The 16,200-nt window shown below is 67.1% G+C and carries 18 protein-coding genes; 14 read left to right on the plus strand and 4 right to left on the minus strand.

Features of this window, described 5'->3' with window-relative positions; genetic code table 11:
* The 3 genes from JWP65_RS13640 to JWP65_RS13650 all read right to left on the minus strand — a co-directional run.
* Positions 1 to 519, minus strand: a 519-nt coding sequence (locus tag JWP65_RS13640) for a hypothetical protein (protein WP_299764592.1), incomplete at its 3' end; no start/stop codon positions are given.
* An 18-nt stretch (positions 520 to 537) separates the two neighbouring features.
* Positions 538 to 1,524 carry an aldolase/citrate lyase family protein gene (locus JWP65_RS13645; RefSeq protein ID WP_299764594.1) on the minus strand — a complete coding sequence of 329 codons (987 nt, stop codon included), beginning with the start codon at positions 1,522 to 1,524 and terminating at the stop codon, positions 538 to 540.
* A 95-nt stretch (positions 1,525 to 1,619) separates the two neighbouring features.
* Positions 1,620 to 2,606: a malate dehydrogenase gene (locus JWP65_RS13650; RefSeq protein ID WP_299764596.1), complete on the minus strand. Its 987-nt coding sequence runs from the start codon at positions 2,604 to 2,606 to the stop codon at positions 1,620 to 1,622.
* Positions 2,607 to 2,789: 183 nt separating this feature from the next.
* On the opposite strand from JWP65_RS13650, the gene JWP65_RS13655 reads away from it, so the two are divergent.
* The 7 genes from JWP65_RS13655 (at position 2,790) to JWP65_RS13685 (ending at position 8,746) form a co-directional block, all read left to right on the plus strand.
* A complete protein-coding gene (locus tag JWP65_RS13655; RefSeq protein WP_299764598.1) occupies positions 2,790 to 3,581 on the plus strand; it encodes a GntR family transcriptional regulator in 792 nt (263 codons plus the stop codon).
* Between the two features lie 129 nt (positions 3,582 to 3,710).
* Positions 3,711 to 4,136: a succinate dehydrogenase, cytochrome b556 subunit gene (sdhC, locus tag JWP65_RS13660; protein ID WP_299764600.1), complete on the plus strand. Its 426-nt coding sequence runs from the start codon at positions 3,711 to 3,713 to the stop codon at positions 4,134 to 4,136.
* A gap of 23 nt (positions 4,137 to 4,159) precedes the next feature.
* Positions 4,160 to 4,525: a succinate dehydrogenase, hydrophobic membrane anchor protein gene (gene sdhD / locus JWP65_RS13665; protein ID WP_299764602.1), complete on the plus strand. Its 366-nt coding sequence runs from the start codon at positions 4,160 to 4,162 to the stop codon at positions 4,523 to 4,525.
* 8 nt (positions 4,526 to 4,533) lie between these two features.
* Positions 4,534 to 6,342 carry a succinate dehydrogenase flavoprotein subunit gene (gene sdhA / locus JWP65_RS13670; protein WP_299764603.1) on the plus strand — a complete coding sequence of 603 codons (1,809 nt, stop codon included), beginning with the start codon at positions 4,534 to 4,536 and terminating at the stop codon, positions 6,340 to 6,342.
* Between the two features lie 59 nt (positions 6,343 to 6,401).
* The gene (locus tag JWP65_RS13675) at positions 6,402 to 7,106 is read left to right on the plus strand and encodes a succinate dehydrogenase iron-sulfur subunit (protein WP_299764605.1); all 705 of its coding nucleotides are present in this window, start codon (positions 6,402 to 6,404) and stop codon (positions 7,104 to 7,106) included.
* 14 nt (positions 7,107 to 7,120) lie between these two features.
* Positions 7,121 to 7,426, plus strand: a complete 306-nt coding sequence (locus JWP65_RS13680) for a succinate dehydrogenase assembly factor 2 (protein ID WP_299764607.1) — start codon at positions 7,121 to 7,123, stop codon at positions 7,424 to 7,426.
* A 9-nt stretch (positions 7,427 to 7,435) separates the two neighbouring features.
* Positions 7,436 to 8,746, plus strand: a complete 1,311-nt coding sequence (locus JWP65_RS13685; protein ID WP_299764609.1) for a citrate synthase — start codon at positions 7,436 to 7,438, stop codon at positions 8,744 to 8,746.
* 55 nt (positions 8,747 to 8,801) lie between these two features.
* Here JWP65_RS13685 and JWP65_RS13690 read toward each other — a convergent pair whose 3' ends face one another.
* Positions 8,802 to 9,770: a J domain-containing protein gene (locus JWP65_RS13690; RefSeq protein WP_299764611.1), complete on the minus strand. Its 969-nt coding sequence runs from the start codon at positions 9,768 to 9,770 to the stop codon at positions 8,802 to 8,804.
* Between the two features lie 139 nt (positions 9,771 to 9,909).
* Here JWP65_RS13690 and JWP65_RS13695 point away from each other — a divergent pair, with 139 nt between their 5' ends.
* From JWP65_RS13695 to JWP65_RS13725, 7 genes are all read left to right on the plus strand, one after another.
* Entirely contained in the window at positions 9,910 to 10,869 is a 960-nt protein-coding gene (locus JWP65_RS13695; RefSeq protein WP_299764613.1) for a LysR substrate-binding domain-containing protein, read from the plus strand.
* 23 nt (positions 10,870 to 10,892) lie between these two features.
* Positions 10,893 to 12,314, plus strand: coding sequence for a 3-isopropylmalate dehydratase large subunit (leuC, locus tag JWP65_RS13700; RefSeq protein ID WP_299764615.1), 1,422 nt, complete (start codon positions 10,893 to 10,895; stop codon positions 12,312 to 12,314).
* A 27-nt stretch (positions 12,315 to 12,341) separates the two neighbouring features.
* Positions 12,342 to 12,464 carry an entericidin A/B family lipoprotein gene (locus JWP65_RS13705; RefSeq protein ID WP_299764617.1) on the plus strand — a complete coding sequence of 41 codons (123 nt, stop codon included), beginning with the start codon at positions 12,342 to 12,344 and terminating at the stop codon, positions 12,462 to 12,464.
* A complete protein-coding gene (leuD, locus tag JWP65_RS13710) occupies positions 12,464 to 13,114 on the plus strand; it encodes a 3-isopropylmalate dehydratase small subunit (protein ID WP_299764622.1) in 651 nt (216 codons plus the stop codon). Before JWP65_RS13705 ends, leuD begins: the two co-directional genes overlap by 1 nt.
* 12 nt (positions 13,115 to 13,126) lie before the next feature.
* A complete protein-coding gene (leuB, locus tag JWP65_RS13715) occupies positions 13,127 to 14,218 on the plus strand; it encodes a 3-isopropylmalate dehydrogenase (RefSeq protein ID WP_299764619.1) in 1,092 nt (363 codons plus the stop codon).
* A 79-nt stretch (positions 14,219 to 14,297) separates the two neighbouring features.
* Positions 14,298 to 15,473 (plus strand): aspartate-semialdehyde dehydrogenase, encoded by a 1,176-nt coding sequence (gene asd / locus JWP65_RS13720; RefSeq protein ID WP_299764620.1) that lies wholly within the window; start codon positions 14,298 to 14,300, stop codon positions 15,471 to 15,473.
* A 262-nt stretch (positions 15,474 to 15,735) separates the two neighbouring features.
* A partial coding sequence (locus JWP65_RS13725; protein ID WP_367280513.1) for a FimV family protein occupies positions 15,736 to 16,200 on the plus strand: 465 nt, incomplete at its 3' end.

The raw sequence follows: 16,200 nt of genomic DNA on the forward strand, positions 1-16,200 counted from the left end.
GATCGCCGGGCGATTCTTCATGTCCTCCGCGACCTTCAGCTGCTCCGGGCTCTGGCATTCGTCGGCAAGGCGCTTGCCTTCCTTCTGGTTCATCAGCATCGACTTGTTGGCGATCTGCAGCCAGAGCGCGCCGCGCACCGGGTCTTCCAGGCGGATGGCGCCGGTGCGGCTTTCCACCGGGTGCATCACGAAGCGGTTGATGCCGTGCGTCACGAAGAAGAAGCCATCGCGCTTCATCGCCTTGATGGTCACGTGGGCGCCGAGTTCGCACTTGATGTCGCCGGTGTGGACCGTCCTGGCGATCGCCATCTGGCCTTCATTGAGCTTGATGCGCGGATCCGGCTCGGACATGGCCGTGGCTTCCTCGATGGCCAGGCGCGACGGCGCCTTCTTGGCGACCGGGGCCTTCTTGGCAGGCTCCGCCTTCTTCGCGGCGGGCTTGGCCGCCGGTGCGGCGGTCTGGGCGAACGCCGCAGCCGACATGGAAGCGATCAGGATGGAAGCAAAAACGATTTTCATGGCGTCTCTCCGTTGGACTCAGGGACGCACGGTGGCGAACCAGCCGCGCGCTTCTTCGGGGAGCTGTCTTCCGGTCTGGTGCGCCCTCTCCAGCACCTGCCAGTAATACCGATAGCTCGCCCTGTCCTCAAGTTTGCCGTCGAAGCTGATCGGTGCCCAGCTTGCCGCCTCCGCAAGCCCCAGAATCTGTGACGCCTTGTGAATTTCGTTGGCGCTGGGAGCAAACACTTCCACGATGGCCCTGATCTGGTCTGGGTGGATGCTCCACATCCGGGTGTAACCGAACTCGTTGGCTGCACGCGACGCCGCGGCCCGGAAAGCGGCCTGGTCGCGGAATTCCGTGACCACGCCATGCGAAGGCACCTTGCCGTGCGCGTGGCAGGCCGAGGCGATTTCCAGCTTGGCGCGCACCACCAGCGGGTGCGTGAACTGGCCTTCGACGCCCATGCCGTGCGACGGAATGGCGCCGCCGTGGGCGGAGACGAAGTCCATCAGGCCGAAGCTGAGCGACTGCATGCGCGAGTGAGCAGCGATGTCGAAGGCGCGGTGCACCGCCGCCGGCGACTCGATCAGGCCCTGCAGCGCGAGCTGCGGCGCGCCCGCGGCGTCCAGGGCCCTGGCGGCACGCTCGACGTCGGCCGGCGACTCCACCTTGGGCAGCATCACGTGCACCAGCCGCGCGCCGGCCTTGCCGACGATGATGGCGATGTCGCTTTCGAACGCGGGATGGTCGACCGGGTGCACCCGCACCGCGACCCGGGCCCCGGGCGCGGCGCCCAGTGCCAGCTCCGTCACCAGCGCCGCATGCTCGGCCTCACCGCCCACCGGGGCGCCGTCCTCGCAGTCGAGGGTGACGTCGAACACGCAGGCGCCGAACTCCTGCGCCATCTCGGCCTGCAGCTGCAGGCTCTTGCGCATGCGCGACTCGACGCCGCTGTAGTGGTCGCACACCGGCAAGCTGCTGGTGCGCGCCTGGGCGCCGAGGAGGATGTCTCTGGGGTGCATGGAGGGCTGGGGCTAGGGAAGGGCTAGGCGCTAGGGACGGGCTGGGGAGGAGGCATCCGGGCCGGCATTCCCCTAGTTCCCAGCCCTTTGGCACCTCAGACCAGATGCGCGACGCCGGCCTGCTCGTCCTGCAGCTCCTTGAGCGTCAGGTCGATGCGCTCCTGCGAGAAGGCATCGATCTCCAGGCCTTCGACGATCTTGTATTCGCCGTTGCGGGTGGTGACCGGGAAGCCGAACATGGTGTCCTTGGGGATGCCGTACTGGCCGTCCGACGGCACGCCCATGGTGACCCACTTGCCGTTGGAGCCCAGCGCCCAGTCGCGCATGTGGTCGATGGCGGCATTGGCGGCGGAGGCGGCAGACGACAGGCCGCGCGCTTCGATGATCGCGGCGCCGCGCTTGCCCACCGTCGGCAGGAACACGTTCTTGTTCCACTCCTGGTCGTTGATCAGGTCCTTGACCGCCTTGCCGCCAACCGTGGCGAAACGGTAGTCGGCGTACATGGTGGGCGAATGGTTGCCCCACACGGTCAGCTGCTCGATGTCGGCGACGGCAGTGCCGGTCTTGGCGGCCACCTGCGACAGCGCGCGGTTGTGGTCCAGCCGCAGCATGGCGGTGAAGTTCTGGCGCGGCAGGCTGGGCGCGCTCTTCATCGCGATGTAGGCGTTGGTGTTGGCCGGGTTGCCGACCACCAGCACCTTGACGTTGCGAGAAGCGACCTTGTCCAGGGCCTGGCCCTGGGCGGTGAAGATCTTGCCGTTGATGGCCAGCAGCTCCGAGCGCTCCATCCCGGCCTTGCGCGGCATCGAGCCGACCAGCAGCGCGTAGTCGGTGTCCTTGAAGGCGGTCATCGGGTCGCTGTGGGCTTCCATGCCGGCCAGCAGCGGGAAGGCGCAGTCTTCCAGCTCCATCATCACGCCCTTGAGCGCCTTTTGCGGGCCCTCCACCGGGACTTCCAGCAGCTGCAGGATCACGGGCTGGTCCTTGCCCAGCATCTCGCCGGAGGCGATGCGGAACAGCAGGGCATAACCGATCTGGCCGGCGGCGCCGGTGACAGCAACGCGAACGGGCTTCTTGCTCATGGAAAATCTCCGAAGGAAGTTGGGGCGAATACGGTGCCGGCGAGGCGGTGCGGCGCAGCTGCGATGGCCCGCCTGGACAGCCCGGGAGTGTACCCGTGAAAACCCGCCTGGGTCAATTTGTCTTATGTCTTATATAAGATATCATCCCGGCTTGGTCGGGCCCCGCGCCCTGCCCCATCCTCCATGGCCGTCGCTCACCCACCTCCACCCGAAACCGATGCGGCCGGCGCCGACGCCCCGGCCCCGACGACGGCGGCTTTCAGCCCGCTGTACCAGCAGATCAAGGGCCTGATCCTGCAGCGGCTGCAGTCGGGCGAGTGGAAGCCGGCCGAGGCGATCCCCAGCGAGATGGAACTGGCGGCGCGCTTTCGCGTCAGCCAGGGCACGGTGCGCAAGGCCATCGACGAACTGGCGGCCGACAACCTGGTGGTGCGCCGCCAGGGCAAGGGCACCTTCGTCGCCACCCATGCCGAACAGCACGTGCGCTACCGCTTCCTCAAGCTGGTGCCCGACAGCGGCGACCGCGACAGCGAGGGCCCGGCCCACCGCGACGTGCTGGAGTGCCGGCGCGTGCGCGCCAGCGCCGAAATCGCCCGCGGCCTGGCACTGCGCACCGGCGACCCGGTGGTGCAGGTGCGGCGCGTGCTGTCCTTTGGCGGCGTGCCGACCATCCTGGAAGAAATCTGGCTGCCGGGCACCACCTTCAAGGGCCTGACGGCGGAGCAGATGGCGGGCTACCAGGGTCCCACCTACGCGATGTTCGAACTGGAGTTCGGCGTGCGCATGGTGCGGGCCGAGGAAAAGATCCGGGCCGTGGCCGCCGACGCGCAGCAGGCGCGCTTGCTGGCCCTGCGCGAAGGCGCGCCGCTGCTCAGCGTGGAGCGGCTTTCTCTCACCTACAACGACCTGCCGATGGAGCTGCGGCGCGGCCTCTACCGCACCGATAGCCACCACTACCGCAACGACCTGAACTGAACCGCGGCGACAGGTCATTTGTCGCGCTTGCGTATCAGTCTGTTGCATTGCAATAGAATTTTGGGCTGTCCGCACCTTTCCCTCCCCCCATTTTCCGCAGCGCATGCCCGCCATCCTGAAAGAAACCCCATGACAGAGCTCGCCAAGAAGCGGCCCGAGTTCCGCAACATCAACGCCCTGACGGACTTGCCCAAGTACCGCCTGCCGGCGGCGGGCATCGTGTCGATCCTGCACCGCATCAGCGGTGTGCTGATGTTCGTGCTGCTGCCCTTCATCATCTGGATCTTCGACACCTCGGTCTCCTCGGAGATTTCCAGCGCCCGCCTGCGCCACGCCTTCAGCGGCGGCGCGCTCGGCGTGCTCGTCAAGCTGGTCGCGCTGGCCCTGATCTGGGCCTACCTGCACCACTTCATCGCCGGGCTGCGCCACGTGTGGATGGACTTGAGCCACAAGGCCGTCAGCAAGGAATGGGGCTTCATGTCGGCCAAGGTCACGCTGGTGTCCAGCGTGCTCCTGACCTTCGTGCTGGCGCTCAAGCTGTTCGGCGTTTATTGAACAACCCAGCCAGGAGAAACAACATGGCAGTCAATTACGGCTCGCGCCGCAGCGTCGTCGGCGCCCACTACGGCACCCGCGACTGGCTCGCGCAGCGCGCCACCGCCCTCCTGATGGCCCTTTTCACCTTCGTGGTGCTGGCCAAGGTGCTGTTCACCAGCGGCCCGGTCAGCTACGAGAGCTGGGCCGGCATCTTCCATCCGCAGTGGATGAAGATGCTGACCTTCGCCACCATCCTCGGCCTGGTCCTGCACGTGTGGGTGGGCATGCGCGACGTGCTGATGGACTACGTCAAGCCGGTGGGCATCCGCCTGGCGCTCCAGGTCATCGTCATCGTCTGGCTGGTCGGCTGCGCCGGCTGGGCCATCCAGGTCCTCTGGAGAGTCTGAAGAACACCATGAGCTACACCAGCAAGAACATCACCACCCGCAAGTTCGATGTCGTCATCGTCGGCGCCGGCGGCTCCGGCATGCGCGCCTCGCTGCAACTGGCCCGGGCCGGCCTGAACGTGGCCGTGCTGTCCAAGGTCTTCCCGACCCGCTCGCACACCGTGGCGGCGCAAGGCGGCATCGGCGCGTCCCTGGGCAACATGTCCGAGGACAACTGGCACTACCACTTCTACGACACCGTCAAGGGCTCGGACTGGCTGGGCGACCAGGATGCCATCGAGTACATGTGCCGCGAGGCGCCCAAGGTGGTCTACGAGCTGGAGCACTTCGGCATGCCGTTCGACCGCAACCCGGACGGCACGATCTACCAGCGCCCGTTCGGCGGCCACACCGCCAACTACGGCGAAAAGCCGGTGCAGCGCGCCTGCGCCGCCGCCGACCGCACCGGCCACGCCATGCTGCACACGCTGTACCAGCAGAACGTCAAGGCCCGCACCAGCTTCTTCGTCGAGTGGATGGCGCTGGACCTGATCCGCGACGGCGAAGGCGACGTGGTCGGCGTGACCGCCCTGGAGATGGAAACCGGCGACCTGCACGTGCTGCACGCCAAGACCGTGCTGCTGGCCACCGGTGGCGCCGGCCGCATCTTCGCCGCTTCCACCAACGCCTTCATCAACACCGGCGACGGCCTGGGCATGGCGGCGCGCGCCGGCATCCCGCTGGAAGACATGGAGTTCTGGCAATTCCACCCCACCGGCGTGGCCGGCGCCGGCGTGCTGCTGACCGAAGGCTGCCGCGGCGAAGGCGCGATCTTGCTGAACAGCAATGGCGAGCGCTTCATGGAGCGTTATGCCCCGACGCTGAAAGACCTGGCGCCGCGCGACTTCGTGTCCCGCTCGATGGACCAGGAGATCAAGGAAGGACGCGGCTGTGGTCCCAACAAGGACTACGTGCTGCTCAAGCTCGACCACCTGGGCGCCGAGACCATCCACAAGCGGCTGCCGTCGGTCTACGAGATCGGCGTCAACTTCGCCAACGTCGACATCACGCGCGAGCCGATTCCAGTGGTGCCCACCATCCACTACCAGATGGGCGGCATTCCCACCAACATCAACGGCCAGGTGGTGTCGCAGCAGCCGGGCGACGATAACGCGCCCATCAACGGCCTGTACGCGGTGGGCGAATGCTCCTGCGTCAGCGTGCACGGGGCCAACCGCCTGGGCACCAACTCGCTGCTGGACCTGCTGGTGTTCGGCAAGGCCGCCGGCAACCACATCGTCGAGTTCGCCAGCCGCAGCAAGTCGCACAAGTCGCTGCCCGCCGACTGCGCCGACCAGTCGCTGGAGCGCCTGAACCGCCTGGAGAACACCCGCTCGGGCGAGTACTCGCAGGACGTGGCCAACGACATCCGCGCCTCGATGCAGCAGCACGCGGCCGTGTTCCGCACCCAGGCCAGCATGGACGAGGGCGTGCGCAAGATCGCCGCCATCCGCGAGCGCGTGGCCGGCATCGAGCTCAAGGACAAGTCCAAGATCTTCAACACCGCCCGCATCGAGGCGCTGGAAGTCGAGAACCTGATCGAGGCGGCGCAAGCCACCATCGTCTCGGCGGCCGCCCGCAAGGAATGCCGCGGCGCCCACACGGTCAAGGACTACGAGCGGCCGGCCGACGACGCCGTGGCGCCGCTGGGCCGCGACGACGTCAACTGGATGAAGCACAGCCTGTGGTACAGCCAGGACAACCGGCTGGCCTACAAGGCGGTCAAGCTCAAGCCGCTGACGGTGGACTCGGTGCCACCCAAGGTGCGCACGTTCTAAGCAGTTCCGCATACGTACTCCTGCTGACCCGCACACCCTTTCAAGATAACGGACTCCCCATGGAAAAGCGCACCTTCCACATCTACCGCTACGATCCCGACAAGGACGCCAAGCCGTACATGCAGACGATCGAGATCGAGCTGGAGGGCAACGAGCGCATGCTGCTCGACGCCCTGATGAAGCTGAAGGCGCAGGACCCGACGCTGTCGTTCCGCCGATCCTGCCGCGAAGGCGTGTGCGGCTCGGATGCGATGAACATCAACGGCAAGAACGGCCTGGCCTGCCTGGCCAACCTGCTGACGCTGAAGGGCCCGATCACGCTCAAGCCGCTGCCCGGTCTGCCGGTGGTACGCGACCTGATCGTCGACATGACCGACTTCTTCAAGCAGTACCACTCGATCAAGCCGTACCTGGTCAACGACAGCATCCCGCCCGAGACCGAGCGCCTGCAGTCGCCGGAAGAGCGCGACGAGCTCAACGGCCTGTACGAATGCATCCTGTGCGCCAGCTGCTCCACGGCCTGCCCCAGCTTCTGGTGGAACCCCGACAAGTTCGTCGGCCCGGCCGGCCTGCTGCAGGCCTACCGCTTCATCGCCGACAGCCGCGACGAAGGCACCGCCGAGCGCCTGGACAACCTGGAAGACCCGTACCGCCTGTTCCGCTGCCACACCATCATGAACTGCGTCGACGTCTGCCCCAAGGGCCTGAACCCGACGATGGCGATCGGCAAGATCAAGGAACTGATGGTCCGCCGCGCGGTGTGACCAAATTGGCGACAATGGCGCAAGAGCTGCTCGACGAACGGGGCCTGAGCAAGCTTCGCTGGCGCTGCCGCCGCGGGCTGCTCGAGAACGACCTGCTGATCGCTCGCTTTTTCGAGCAGCATGCGGCCACCCTCACCGTGGGGCAGGCGCAAGCGCTGGGCGAGTTGATGGAGCTGGCCGACAACGACCTGCTGGACCTGCTGCTGCGGCGCCGGGATCCCGAGGGCGAGCTGGCCCGGCCCCAGGTGAGACAAGTGCTGGAGATGCTGCGCCTGCCGGCGCCGGCGTCGCCGCCACTCGGGCAAATGAAAACTGTTTAGGAAACCGTGATGAAACTCGCAGACAACAAAGCCACCCTGTCGTTCAGCAATGGCAGCCCCAACGTCGAGCTGCCGGTCTACCAGGGCAGCATCGGCCCGGACGTGATCGACATCCGCAAGCTGTATGCGCAGACCGGCATGTTCACGTACGACCCCGGCTTCATGTCGACAGCTTCCTGCCAGTCCGCCATCACCTACATCGACGGCGACAAGGGCGAGTTGCTGTACCGCGGCTACCCGATCGAGCAGCTGGCCACCAACTGCGATTTCCTGGAGACCTGCCACCTGCTGCTGTACGGCGAACTGCCTGACGCGCAGAAGAAGAAGGACTTCGACGCCCGCGTGACCAACCATACGATGGTCAACGAGCAAATGCAGTTCTTCCTGCGCGGCTTTCGCCGTGATGCCCATCCGATGGCGGTCATGACCGGACTGGTCGGCGCGCTGTCGGCCTTCTATCACGACAGCACGGACATCAACAATCCGGAACACCGCGAGATTTCGGCGATCCGCCTGATCGCCAAGATGCCCACCCTGGTGGCGATGGCATACAAGTACAGCGTCGGCCAGCCGTACATCTACCCGAAGAACGACCTGTCGTACACCGCGAACTTCATGCGCATGATGTTCGCCACCCCGTGCGAGGAGTACGTGCCCAACGACGTGCTGGTGCGCGCCATGGACCGTATCTTCATCCTGCACGCCGACCACGAGCAGAACGCTTCGACCTCCACCGTCCGCCTGTGCGGCTCGTCCGGCACCAACCCCTTCGCCGCCATCGCGGCCGGCGTGGCCTGCCTGTGGGGGCCGGCGCACGGCGGCGCCAACGAAGCGGCGCTGAACATGCTGGAAGACATCCAGAAGATGGGCGGCGTGGCCAAGATCGGCGAGTTCGTCTCCAAGGTCAAGGACAAGAACAGCGGCATCAAGCTGATGGGCTTCGGCCACCGCGTGTACAAGAACTACGACCCGCGCGCCAAGCTGATGCGCGAGACCTGCCATGAAGTGCTGGCCGAGCTGGGCCTGCAGAACGACCCGCTGTTCAAGCTGGCCATGGCCCTGGAGAAGGTGGCGCTGGAAGACGAATACTTCGTCTCCCGCAAGCTGTACCCCAACGTCGACTTCTACTCCGGCATCGTGCAGCGCGCGATCGGCATCCCGGTCGGCCTGTTCACCGCGATCTTCGCGCTGGCCCGCACCGTCGGCTGGATCGCCCAGCTCAACGAGATGATCGGCGACCCGGAGTACAAGATCGGTCGTCCGCGCCAGCTGTTCGTGGGCTCGCCCAGGCGCGACGTGGCGCCGCTGTCGCAGCGCTGATTCCGCCGCGGTCGAACCAGGAAGGCCCGCGTCAGCGGGCCTTCTTCATGGGGCGCTAGCGCCGGCTCTTGAGCCAGCGCCTGGCGGCAACCGGGTCGGCCAGCATCCGCAGCAGCAGCTCCATCTGCGCCAGCCCATCGCGCAGGCTTGCGGCCTGGCGCCGCAGCAGCTCACCCATCTTGCGCGGGTGCAGGGTGCCCAGCGGCTCCAGACCGACGTCATCACTGAACTCGGCGTCGACGCGCCGGATCTCGGCCCTGAGCTCGTCCAGCTGCCCGGCCAGCACTTTGCTGTAGTGGCGCAGCCGGCGCGCATCCATGGCCGCCACGTGGGCGGCATCCACCTGCTCGATGCGCAGCTGCAGTTCCAGCAGCGCGAGCAGGTCGGACTGCGCGTACGCGCGGTTGGCCTCCTGCATCAGGCCGGTCCGGGTCGCGCGCTCGACCGGGTCGGTGGCCCGGTCCGGGTGCAGCGCACTGGCCAGTTTGCGGAACACGTCGCGTACCGATTGCGACGCATCCTGCTCTTCCTGGGCGCGCCGCCGCACGGCGCCGCTCTTGCGGCGCCGTGCGGCGCTCGAATCGGGTGGGGGCGCCGCGTCGCCCAGATCTCGGTCCGGGTCCGGGTCCGGGTCCGGGCTCGGGGCCTCGAACGCCCCGTCGCCATGGCGGGCGAACAGGGCTGCCAGCTGCGCGTCGCTGCCATCCAGAGCCAGCAGGTCGCCGGCGGTTTCCACCACCAGTTCGCTCAAGGCGGCTTGCTCGGCCCGGCTCCAGCCGGGCCGGTCGCCGGCGGCGTCCAGTGCCAGGGCCCAGCGCCGCCGAGCCGCGCGCAGCTGCGCCTGCAGCGGCCCCAGCGTCTTGGCATAGCCCTTGCGGTAGTCGGCAATGCTGTCCCGCCAGGCCTGCAAGGCCGCGCGAGCCTGCTCGATCTGCTCGACCAGGCCGTTGAAGCGCTGCTGCTCGGGGGTGAGCCTGCGGTCGGCGCCGGCAGGCGCGAGTCTCAAGGCCTGGAGGTCGGACATGGGCAAGGGGTGGGATTGCGTGGACTGGAAGGTGAACGGCCCCTCCGCGTCGCCGGCCATCGCATATCACGATGACCAAGTCACCATTTTACTGAGAAAATCACTGTTCGACATCGTCACTGGCGATGCCATCCACCCCATGGACACCTCGGAACGCTCCTTCGCCCGCCGGATCGACCTGACCTCGCTGCAGCTGTTCGTCGCTGTCTGCGAGCTGGGGTCGATCGGCCGCGCCGCCGAGCGCGAGTTCATCGCGGCCTCGGCGGTCAGCAAGCGATTGTCGGACCTGGAGGCCACGCTGCAGACGCCGCTGCTGTACCGACACACCCGCGGCGTCGACCTGACGCCGGCCGGCGAGAGCCTGCTGCACCACGCCCGCTCGGTCCTGTTCAGCCTGGAGAAGATGCAGGCCGAGCTGTCGGAGTACGCGCAGGGCGTGCGCGGCCACGTGCGCATCCACGCCAACATCTCCGCCATCGTGCAGTTCCTGCCGGAAGACCTGGGCGCCTTTTCGCGCGAGCATCCGCAGGTCAAGATCGATTTGGAGGAGCACCTGAGCACCGAGGTGCTGCGCGCGGTGCAGGAAGGCACGGCCGACGTGGGCATCTGCCACGCCGGCGTCGCCGGCGGCCACGGCCTGCAGGCCCTGCCCTACCGGCGCGACGAACTGGTGCTGATCGTGCCGCGCGACCACGCTCTGGCCAGCCGCGCAGCCGTCGCCTTCGACGACACGCTGGACCTGGACCACGTCGGGCTGCACTCCAACAGCTCCATCTACCTGGCGATGCGCGAAGCGGCGGCCGCGAGCGGCCGCACCATCCGGCTGCGCATCCACGTCACCGGCCTGGACGCCATGTGCCGGATGATCCACAACGGCCTGGGGGTGGGCGTCATGCCGCGCCGCGCCTTCACCCTGATGCACGGCGTGGGCGACCTCGCCTGCGTGCGACTGACCGACGCCTGGGCGCCCCGTGCCATCAGCCTGGTGGCGCGCGATTTCTCCACCCTGCCGCTGACCGCGCGGCTGCTGGTGGACCACCTGCGTGGTCGCGCCGACCCTGCCCCCGAGCCGGCCGAAGCACTCGCTGCCGCCGCATAGAATCGAAAGCCAAAGGACCTTCCATGGGACGCACCCTCTACGACAAGATCTGGGACGAGCACGTCGTCCATTCCGAGGACGACGGCACCGCCGTCCTCTACATCGACCGCCACCTGGTGCACGAAGTAACCAGCCCGCAGGCGTTCGAGGGCCTGCGCGAGGCCGGCCGCAAGGTCTGGCGCATCAGCTCGATCGTCGCCACCGCCGACCACAACACGCCCACCACCGGCTGGGATCTGGGCTACGGCGGCATCACCGACCCGATCAGCAAGGAGCAGGTGACGACGCTGGACAAGAACATCGCCGAGTTCGGGGCGGCGGCGTACTTCCCGTTCCTGTCCAAGCGGCAAGGCATCGTGCACGTGATCGGCCCCGAGCAGGGCGCGACGCTGCCCGGCATGACTGTCGTCTGCGGCGACTCGCACACCTCCACCCACGGCGCCTTCGGCGCGCTGGCGCACGGCATCGGCACCTCCGAAGTCGAGCACGTGATGGCCACGCAGACGCTGCTGGCCAGGAAGGCGAAGAACCTGCTGGTGCAGGTCGATGGCAAGCTGGCCGCCGGCGTGACGGCCAAGGACATCGTGCTGGCCATCATCGGCCGCATCGGCACCGCGGGCGGCACCGGCTACACCATCGAGTTCGGCGGCTCTGCCATCCGCGCCCTGTCGATGGAAGGCCGCATGACGGTCTGCAACATGGCGATCGAGGCCGGCGCGCGCGCCGGCCTGGTGGCGGTGGACGAGAAGACCATCGAGTACGTGCGTGGCCGGCCGCTGTCGCCCAAGGGGCTGGAGTTCGAGCACGCGGCGGCCTACTGGCGCACGCTGCAGTCCGACCCGGACGCGAAGTTCGACACGGTGGTCAAGCTTGACGCCTCGCAGATCCTGCCGCAGGTCACCTGGGGCACCTCGCCCGAGATGGTGCTGGGCATCGACGCCCGCGTGCCGGATCCGGACCGCGAGAAAGACCCGAACAAGCGCGATGCCATCGAGCGCGCGCTGGCCTACATGGGCCTGCAGCCGGGCAAGGCACTGAACGACCTGTACCTGGACAAGGTGTTCATCGGCTCGTGCACCAACAGCCGCATCGAGGACATGCGCGAAGCCGCCGCGCTGGTCAAGAAACTGGGCCGCAAGGTCGCCTCCAACATCAAGGTCGCGATGGTGGTGCCGGGCTCCGGGCTGGTCAAAGACCAGGCCGAGCGCGAAGGCCTGCACGAGATCTTCACGGCCGCCGGCTTCGAATGGCGCGAGCCGGGCTGCTCGATGTGCCTGGCCATGAACGCCGACCGGCTCGAGCCGGGCGAGCGCTGCGCCTCCACCAGAAACCGCAACTTCGAAGGCCGCCAGGGCGCCGGCGGCCGCACGCACCTGGTCAGTCCAGCCATGGCCGCGGCCGCCGCGGTGCATGGACATTTCGTCGACGTTCGCCAGTTCGCCTGACCCCTAGCTCTGACCAGGAGATTCACCATGAAAACCATCGTCACCCTGCTTGCCGCCGCCTTCCTGCTGGCCGGCTGCAACACCGTGCGCGGCTTCGGCCAGGACGTTCAGAAGGCCGGTGAGAAATTGGAAGACAAGGCGAGGAAATGATGGAGAAATTTGCCGTCCACAAAGGCCTGGTCGCCCCGATCGACCGCGAGAACGTCGACACCGACGCCATCATTCCCAAGCAGTTCCTCAAGTCGATCCGCAAGACCGGCTTCGGCCAGAACCTGTTCGACGAGTGGCGCTACCTCGACCACGGCGAGCCGGGCGAGGACATCAGCAAACGCCAGCCGAACCCGGATTTCGTGCTGAACCAGCCGCGCTACAAGAATGCGTCGGTGCTGCTGGCGCGCAAGAACTTCGGCTGCGGCTCCTCGCGCGAACACGCGCCGTGGGCGATCCAGCAGTACGGGTTCCGGGCCCTGATCGCGCCGAGCTTTGCCGACATCTTCTTCAACAACTGCTTCAAGAACGGCCTGCTGCCCATCGTGCTGCCTGAAGCCACGGTCGCCAAGCTGTTCGACGAAGTGCACGCCTTCCCCGGCTACACGCTGACCGTCGACCTGGAGCGCCAGGTGGTCGTCAAGGCGCAAGGCGAGGAGATCCCGTTCGAGGTGCAGGCGTTTCGCAAGTACTGCCTGCTCAACGGCTTCGACGACATCGGCCTGACGCTGCTCAAGTCCGAGAAGATCAAGGCCTTCGAGGCCGAGCGCCTCGCCACCAAGCCCTGGCTTGCCCACACCCTGGAACGATAAGAAGAACCGCCCATGAAAATCGCAGTCCTGCCGGGTGACGGCATCGGCACCGAAATCGTCGCCGAGGCCATCAAGGTGCTGGCCGTCCTCGACCTTCCATTCGAGATGGAGACAGCCCTGGTGGGCGGCGTCGCCTACGACGCCCACGGCCATCCCCTGCCGGAAGCCACGCTGAAGCTGGCCAAGGAAGCCGACGCGGTGCTGTTCGGCGCCGTCGGCGACTGGAAGTACGACAAGCTCGAGCGCCAGTTCCGCCCGGAGCAGGCCATCCTTGGCCTGCGCAAGAACCTGGGCCTGTTCGCCAACTTTCGCCCGGCGATCTGCTACGAGCAGCTGGTCGACGCCTCCAGCCTCAAGCCCGAGGTGATCTCCGGCCTGGACATCCTGATCATCCGGGAGCTGACCGGCGACATCTACTTTGGCCAGCCGCGCGGCCGCCGCATCGCCCCGGACGGCGCCTACGCCGGCGCCGAGGAAGCCTTCGACACCATGCGTTACGCCCGGCCGGAGATCGAGCGCATCGCCCACGTGGCGTTCCAGGCCGCCCGCAAGCGCAGCAAGCGGGTGACCAGCGTCGACAAGGCCAATGTGCTGGAGACCTTCCAGTTCTGGAAGGACGTGGTGACCGAGGTGGGCCAGCAGTATCCGGACGTGGAACTGGACCACATGTACGTGGACAACGCCGCCATGCAGCTGGTGCGCGCGCCCAAGAAATTCGACGTGATCGTCACCGGCAACATGTTCGGCGACATCCTCTCGGACGAGGCGGCGATGCTGACCGGCTCCATCGGCATGCTGCCCTCGGCCAGCCTGAACGCCAGCAACCAGGGCCTGTACGAACCGTCGCACGGCAGCGCGCCCGATATCGCCGGCCAGGGGATTGCCAATCCTTTGGCTACAATATTGTCTGCCGCCATGATGCTTCGCTTTTCACTGAACCAGCCCCAAGCCGCCGACCGGATCGAGTCCGCGGTGAAGGACGTGCTCGCTTCGGGACTGCGGACGGCGGACATCTGGTCGAGCGGGGCCACCAAGGTCGGCACCCGCGAGATGGGCGATGCCGTGGTCGCAGCGATCACGACGAAGACCACCACCAAGGGCTAGCAAGCTCCGGTTCGTCGCGCGCCCCTTCCGGCTCCTGACGAGCCGGGAGACACAGATTCAAACTGAAAGGCGCACGGCAATGACTCTCTCGAACGGACAACAACCGCTGGTCGGCCTGGTCGGCTGGCGCGGCATGGTCGGCTCGGTCCTGATGGACCGGATGCAGGCCGAAGGCGACTTCGGCCTGATCGAGCCCGTCTTCTTCTCCACCTCCAACGCCGGCGGCAAGGCCCCGGCGTTCGCGAAGAACGAAGCCACCCTGAAAGATGCCTTCGACATCGAGGCCCTGAGAAAGTGCGACATCGTCATCACCGCCCAGGGCGGTGACTACACCTCCCAGGTCTTCCCCAAGCTGCGCGCCGGCGGCTGGGGCGGCCATTGGATCGACGCCGCCTCCACCTTGCGCATGAAGGACGACGCCGTGATCGTGCTGGACCCGGTCAATCAGCCGGTTATCAGGAATGCGCTGGCCAAGGGCGGGCGCAACTGGATCGGCGGCAACTGCACCGTCAGCTGCATGCTGATGGGCGTGGGCGCGCTGTACAAGGCGGGGTTGGTCGAGTGGATGACCAGCATGACCTACCAGGCGGCCTCGGGCGGCGGTGCCCAGCACATGCGCGAGCTGCTGACGCAGTTCGGCACGCTCAACGCCGAAGTGCGCTCGCTGCTGGACGATCCCAGGTCGGCGATCCTGGAGATCGACCGCAAGGTGCTGGCCCGCCAGCAAGGCATGAGCGCCGATGAAACGCAGAACTTCGGCGTCCCGCTGGGCGGCTCGCTGATCCCCTGGATCGACAAGGACCTGGGGGTCGGGAAGCAGCCGGACGATGCCGGCTGGGGCATGTCGCGCGAAGAGTGGAAGGCGGGCGCCGAGACCAACAAGATCCTCGGCCAGGGCGCGGGCTTCGGCACGGCCGCCGTGCCGGTGGATGGCTTTTGCGTGCGCGTGGGCGCCATGCGCTGCCACAGCCAGGCGCTGACCTTCAAGCTGAAGAAGGACGTGCCGGTGGCGGACATCGAAGCCATGATCGCCGCCGACAATGCCTGGGCGAAAGTGATTCCCAACACCCGCGAGGCCACCCTGACCGGCCTGACGCCGGTGGCCGTGACCGGCACGCTGGAGATCCCGGTGGGCCGCATCCGCAAGCTGGCGATGGGCCCCGAGTACGTGGGCGCCTTCACCATCGGCGACCAGCTGCTGTGGGGCGCGGCCGAGCCGCTGCGGCGCATGCTGCGCATCCTGCTGGACGCCTGATCGGAGGCAATCAGGAGGCGGCGGACGGCGCTGCCTGGCACCCAGACGAGCTGTATCGCCATGTTTCGCCGCGTTGTCCTTGGGCAACAGCCAGGCCTGCGTAAGCCAATGCCTCAGCCTGCGGGGAACGTTAAGAGGTGTCTCAGCTTGTCAGCCTAAGACACTGATGTTATGGTCCTTTTTCGAATTTAGCCTCCAGGCGATGGGCCGCATGAAGAGAACAAGACTGCCTCAAGACCGCGTAGTGGGGACGCAGAAACCGATGAGTACGCCCAGGGCCAGGCTGTCCGCGCTGGCCCTGGCGGCCGCCGTCTCCCTGGGCTTGGCAAGTCCCGATGCACTGGCGCTTGCGCTGGGCCGAGTCACGGTTCAATCGGCGCTGGGCGAGCCCCTGCGCGCCGACATCGAGCTGCCGGAGATCAATCCGGAAGAGATTGCCTCGCTGCGCGCCACCGTGGCCCCGCCGGAAGTCTTCCGCGCCCAGGGCCTCGACTACAGCGCGGTGCTGACCAACGTGCAGATCACCCTGCAGCGCCGCCCCGACGGCCGCTATTTCCTGCGGCTGACCAGCGACCGCCCGGTCAACGATCCCTTCGTCGACGTGGTGCTGCAAGCTGCCTGGGCCACCGGCCGGGTGCAGCGCGACTTCACGCTGCTGTTCGATCCCCCGAGCCTGCGCCAGGCCCCGCCGCCCGCCAGCGTGGCGGCCCAGGCGGCGCCCGCCCCG

It is taken from the genome of Ramlibacter sp. (genome assembly GCF_028292805.1).
GTDB lineage: Bacteria > Pseudomonadota > Gammaproteobacteria > Burkholderiales > Burkholderiaceae_C > Ramlibacter.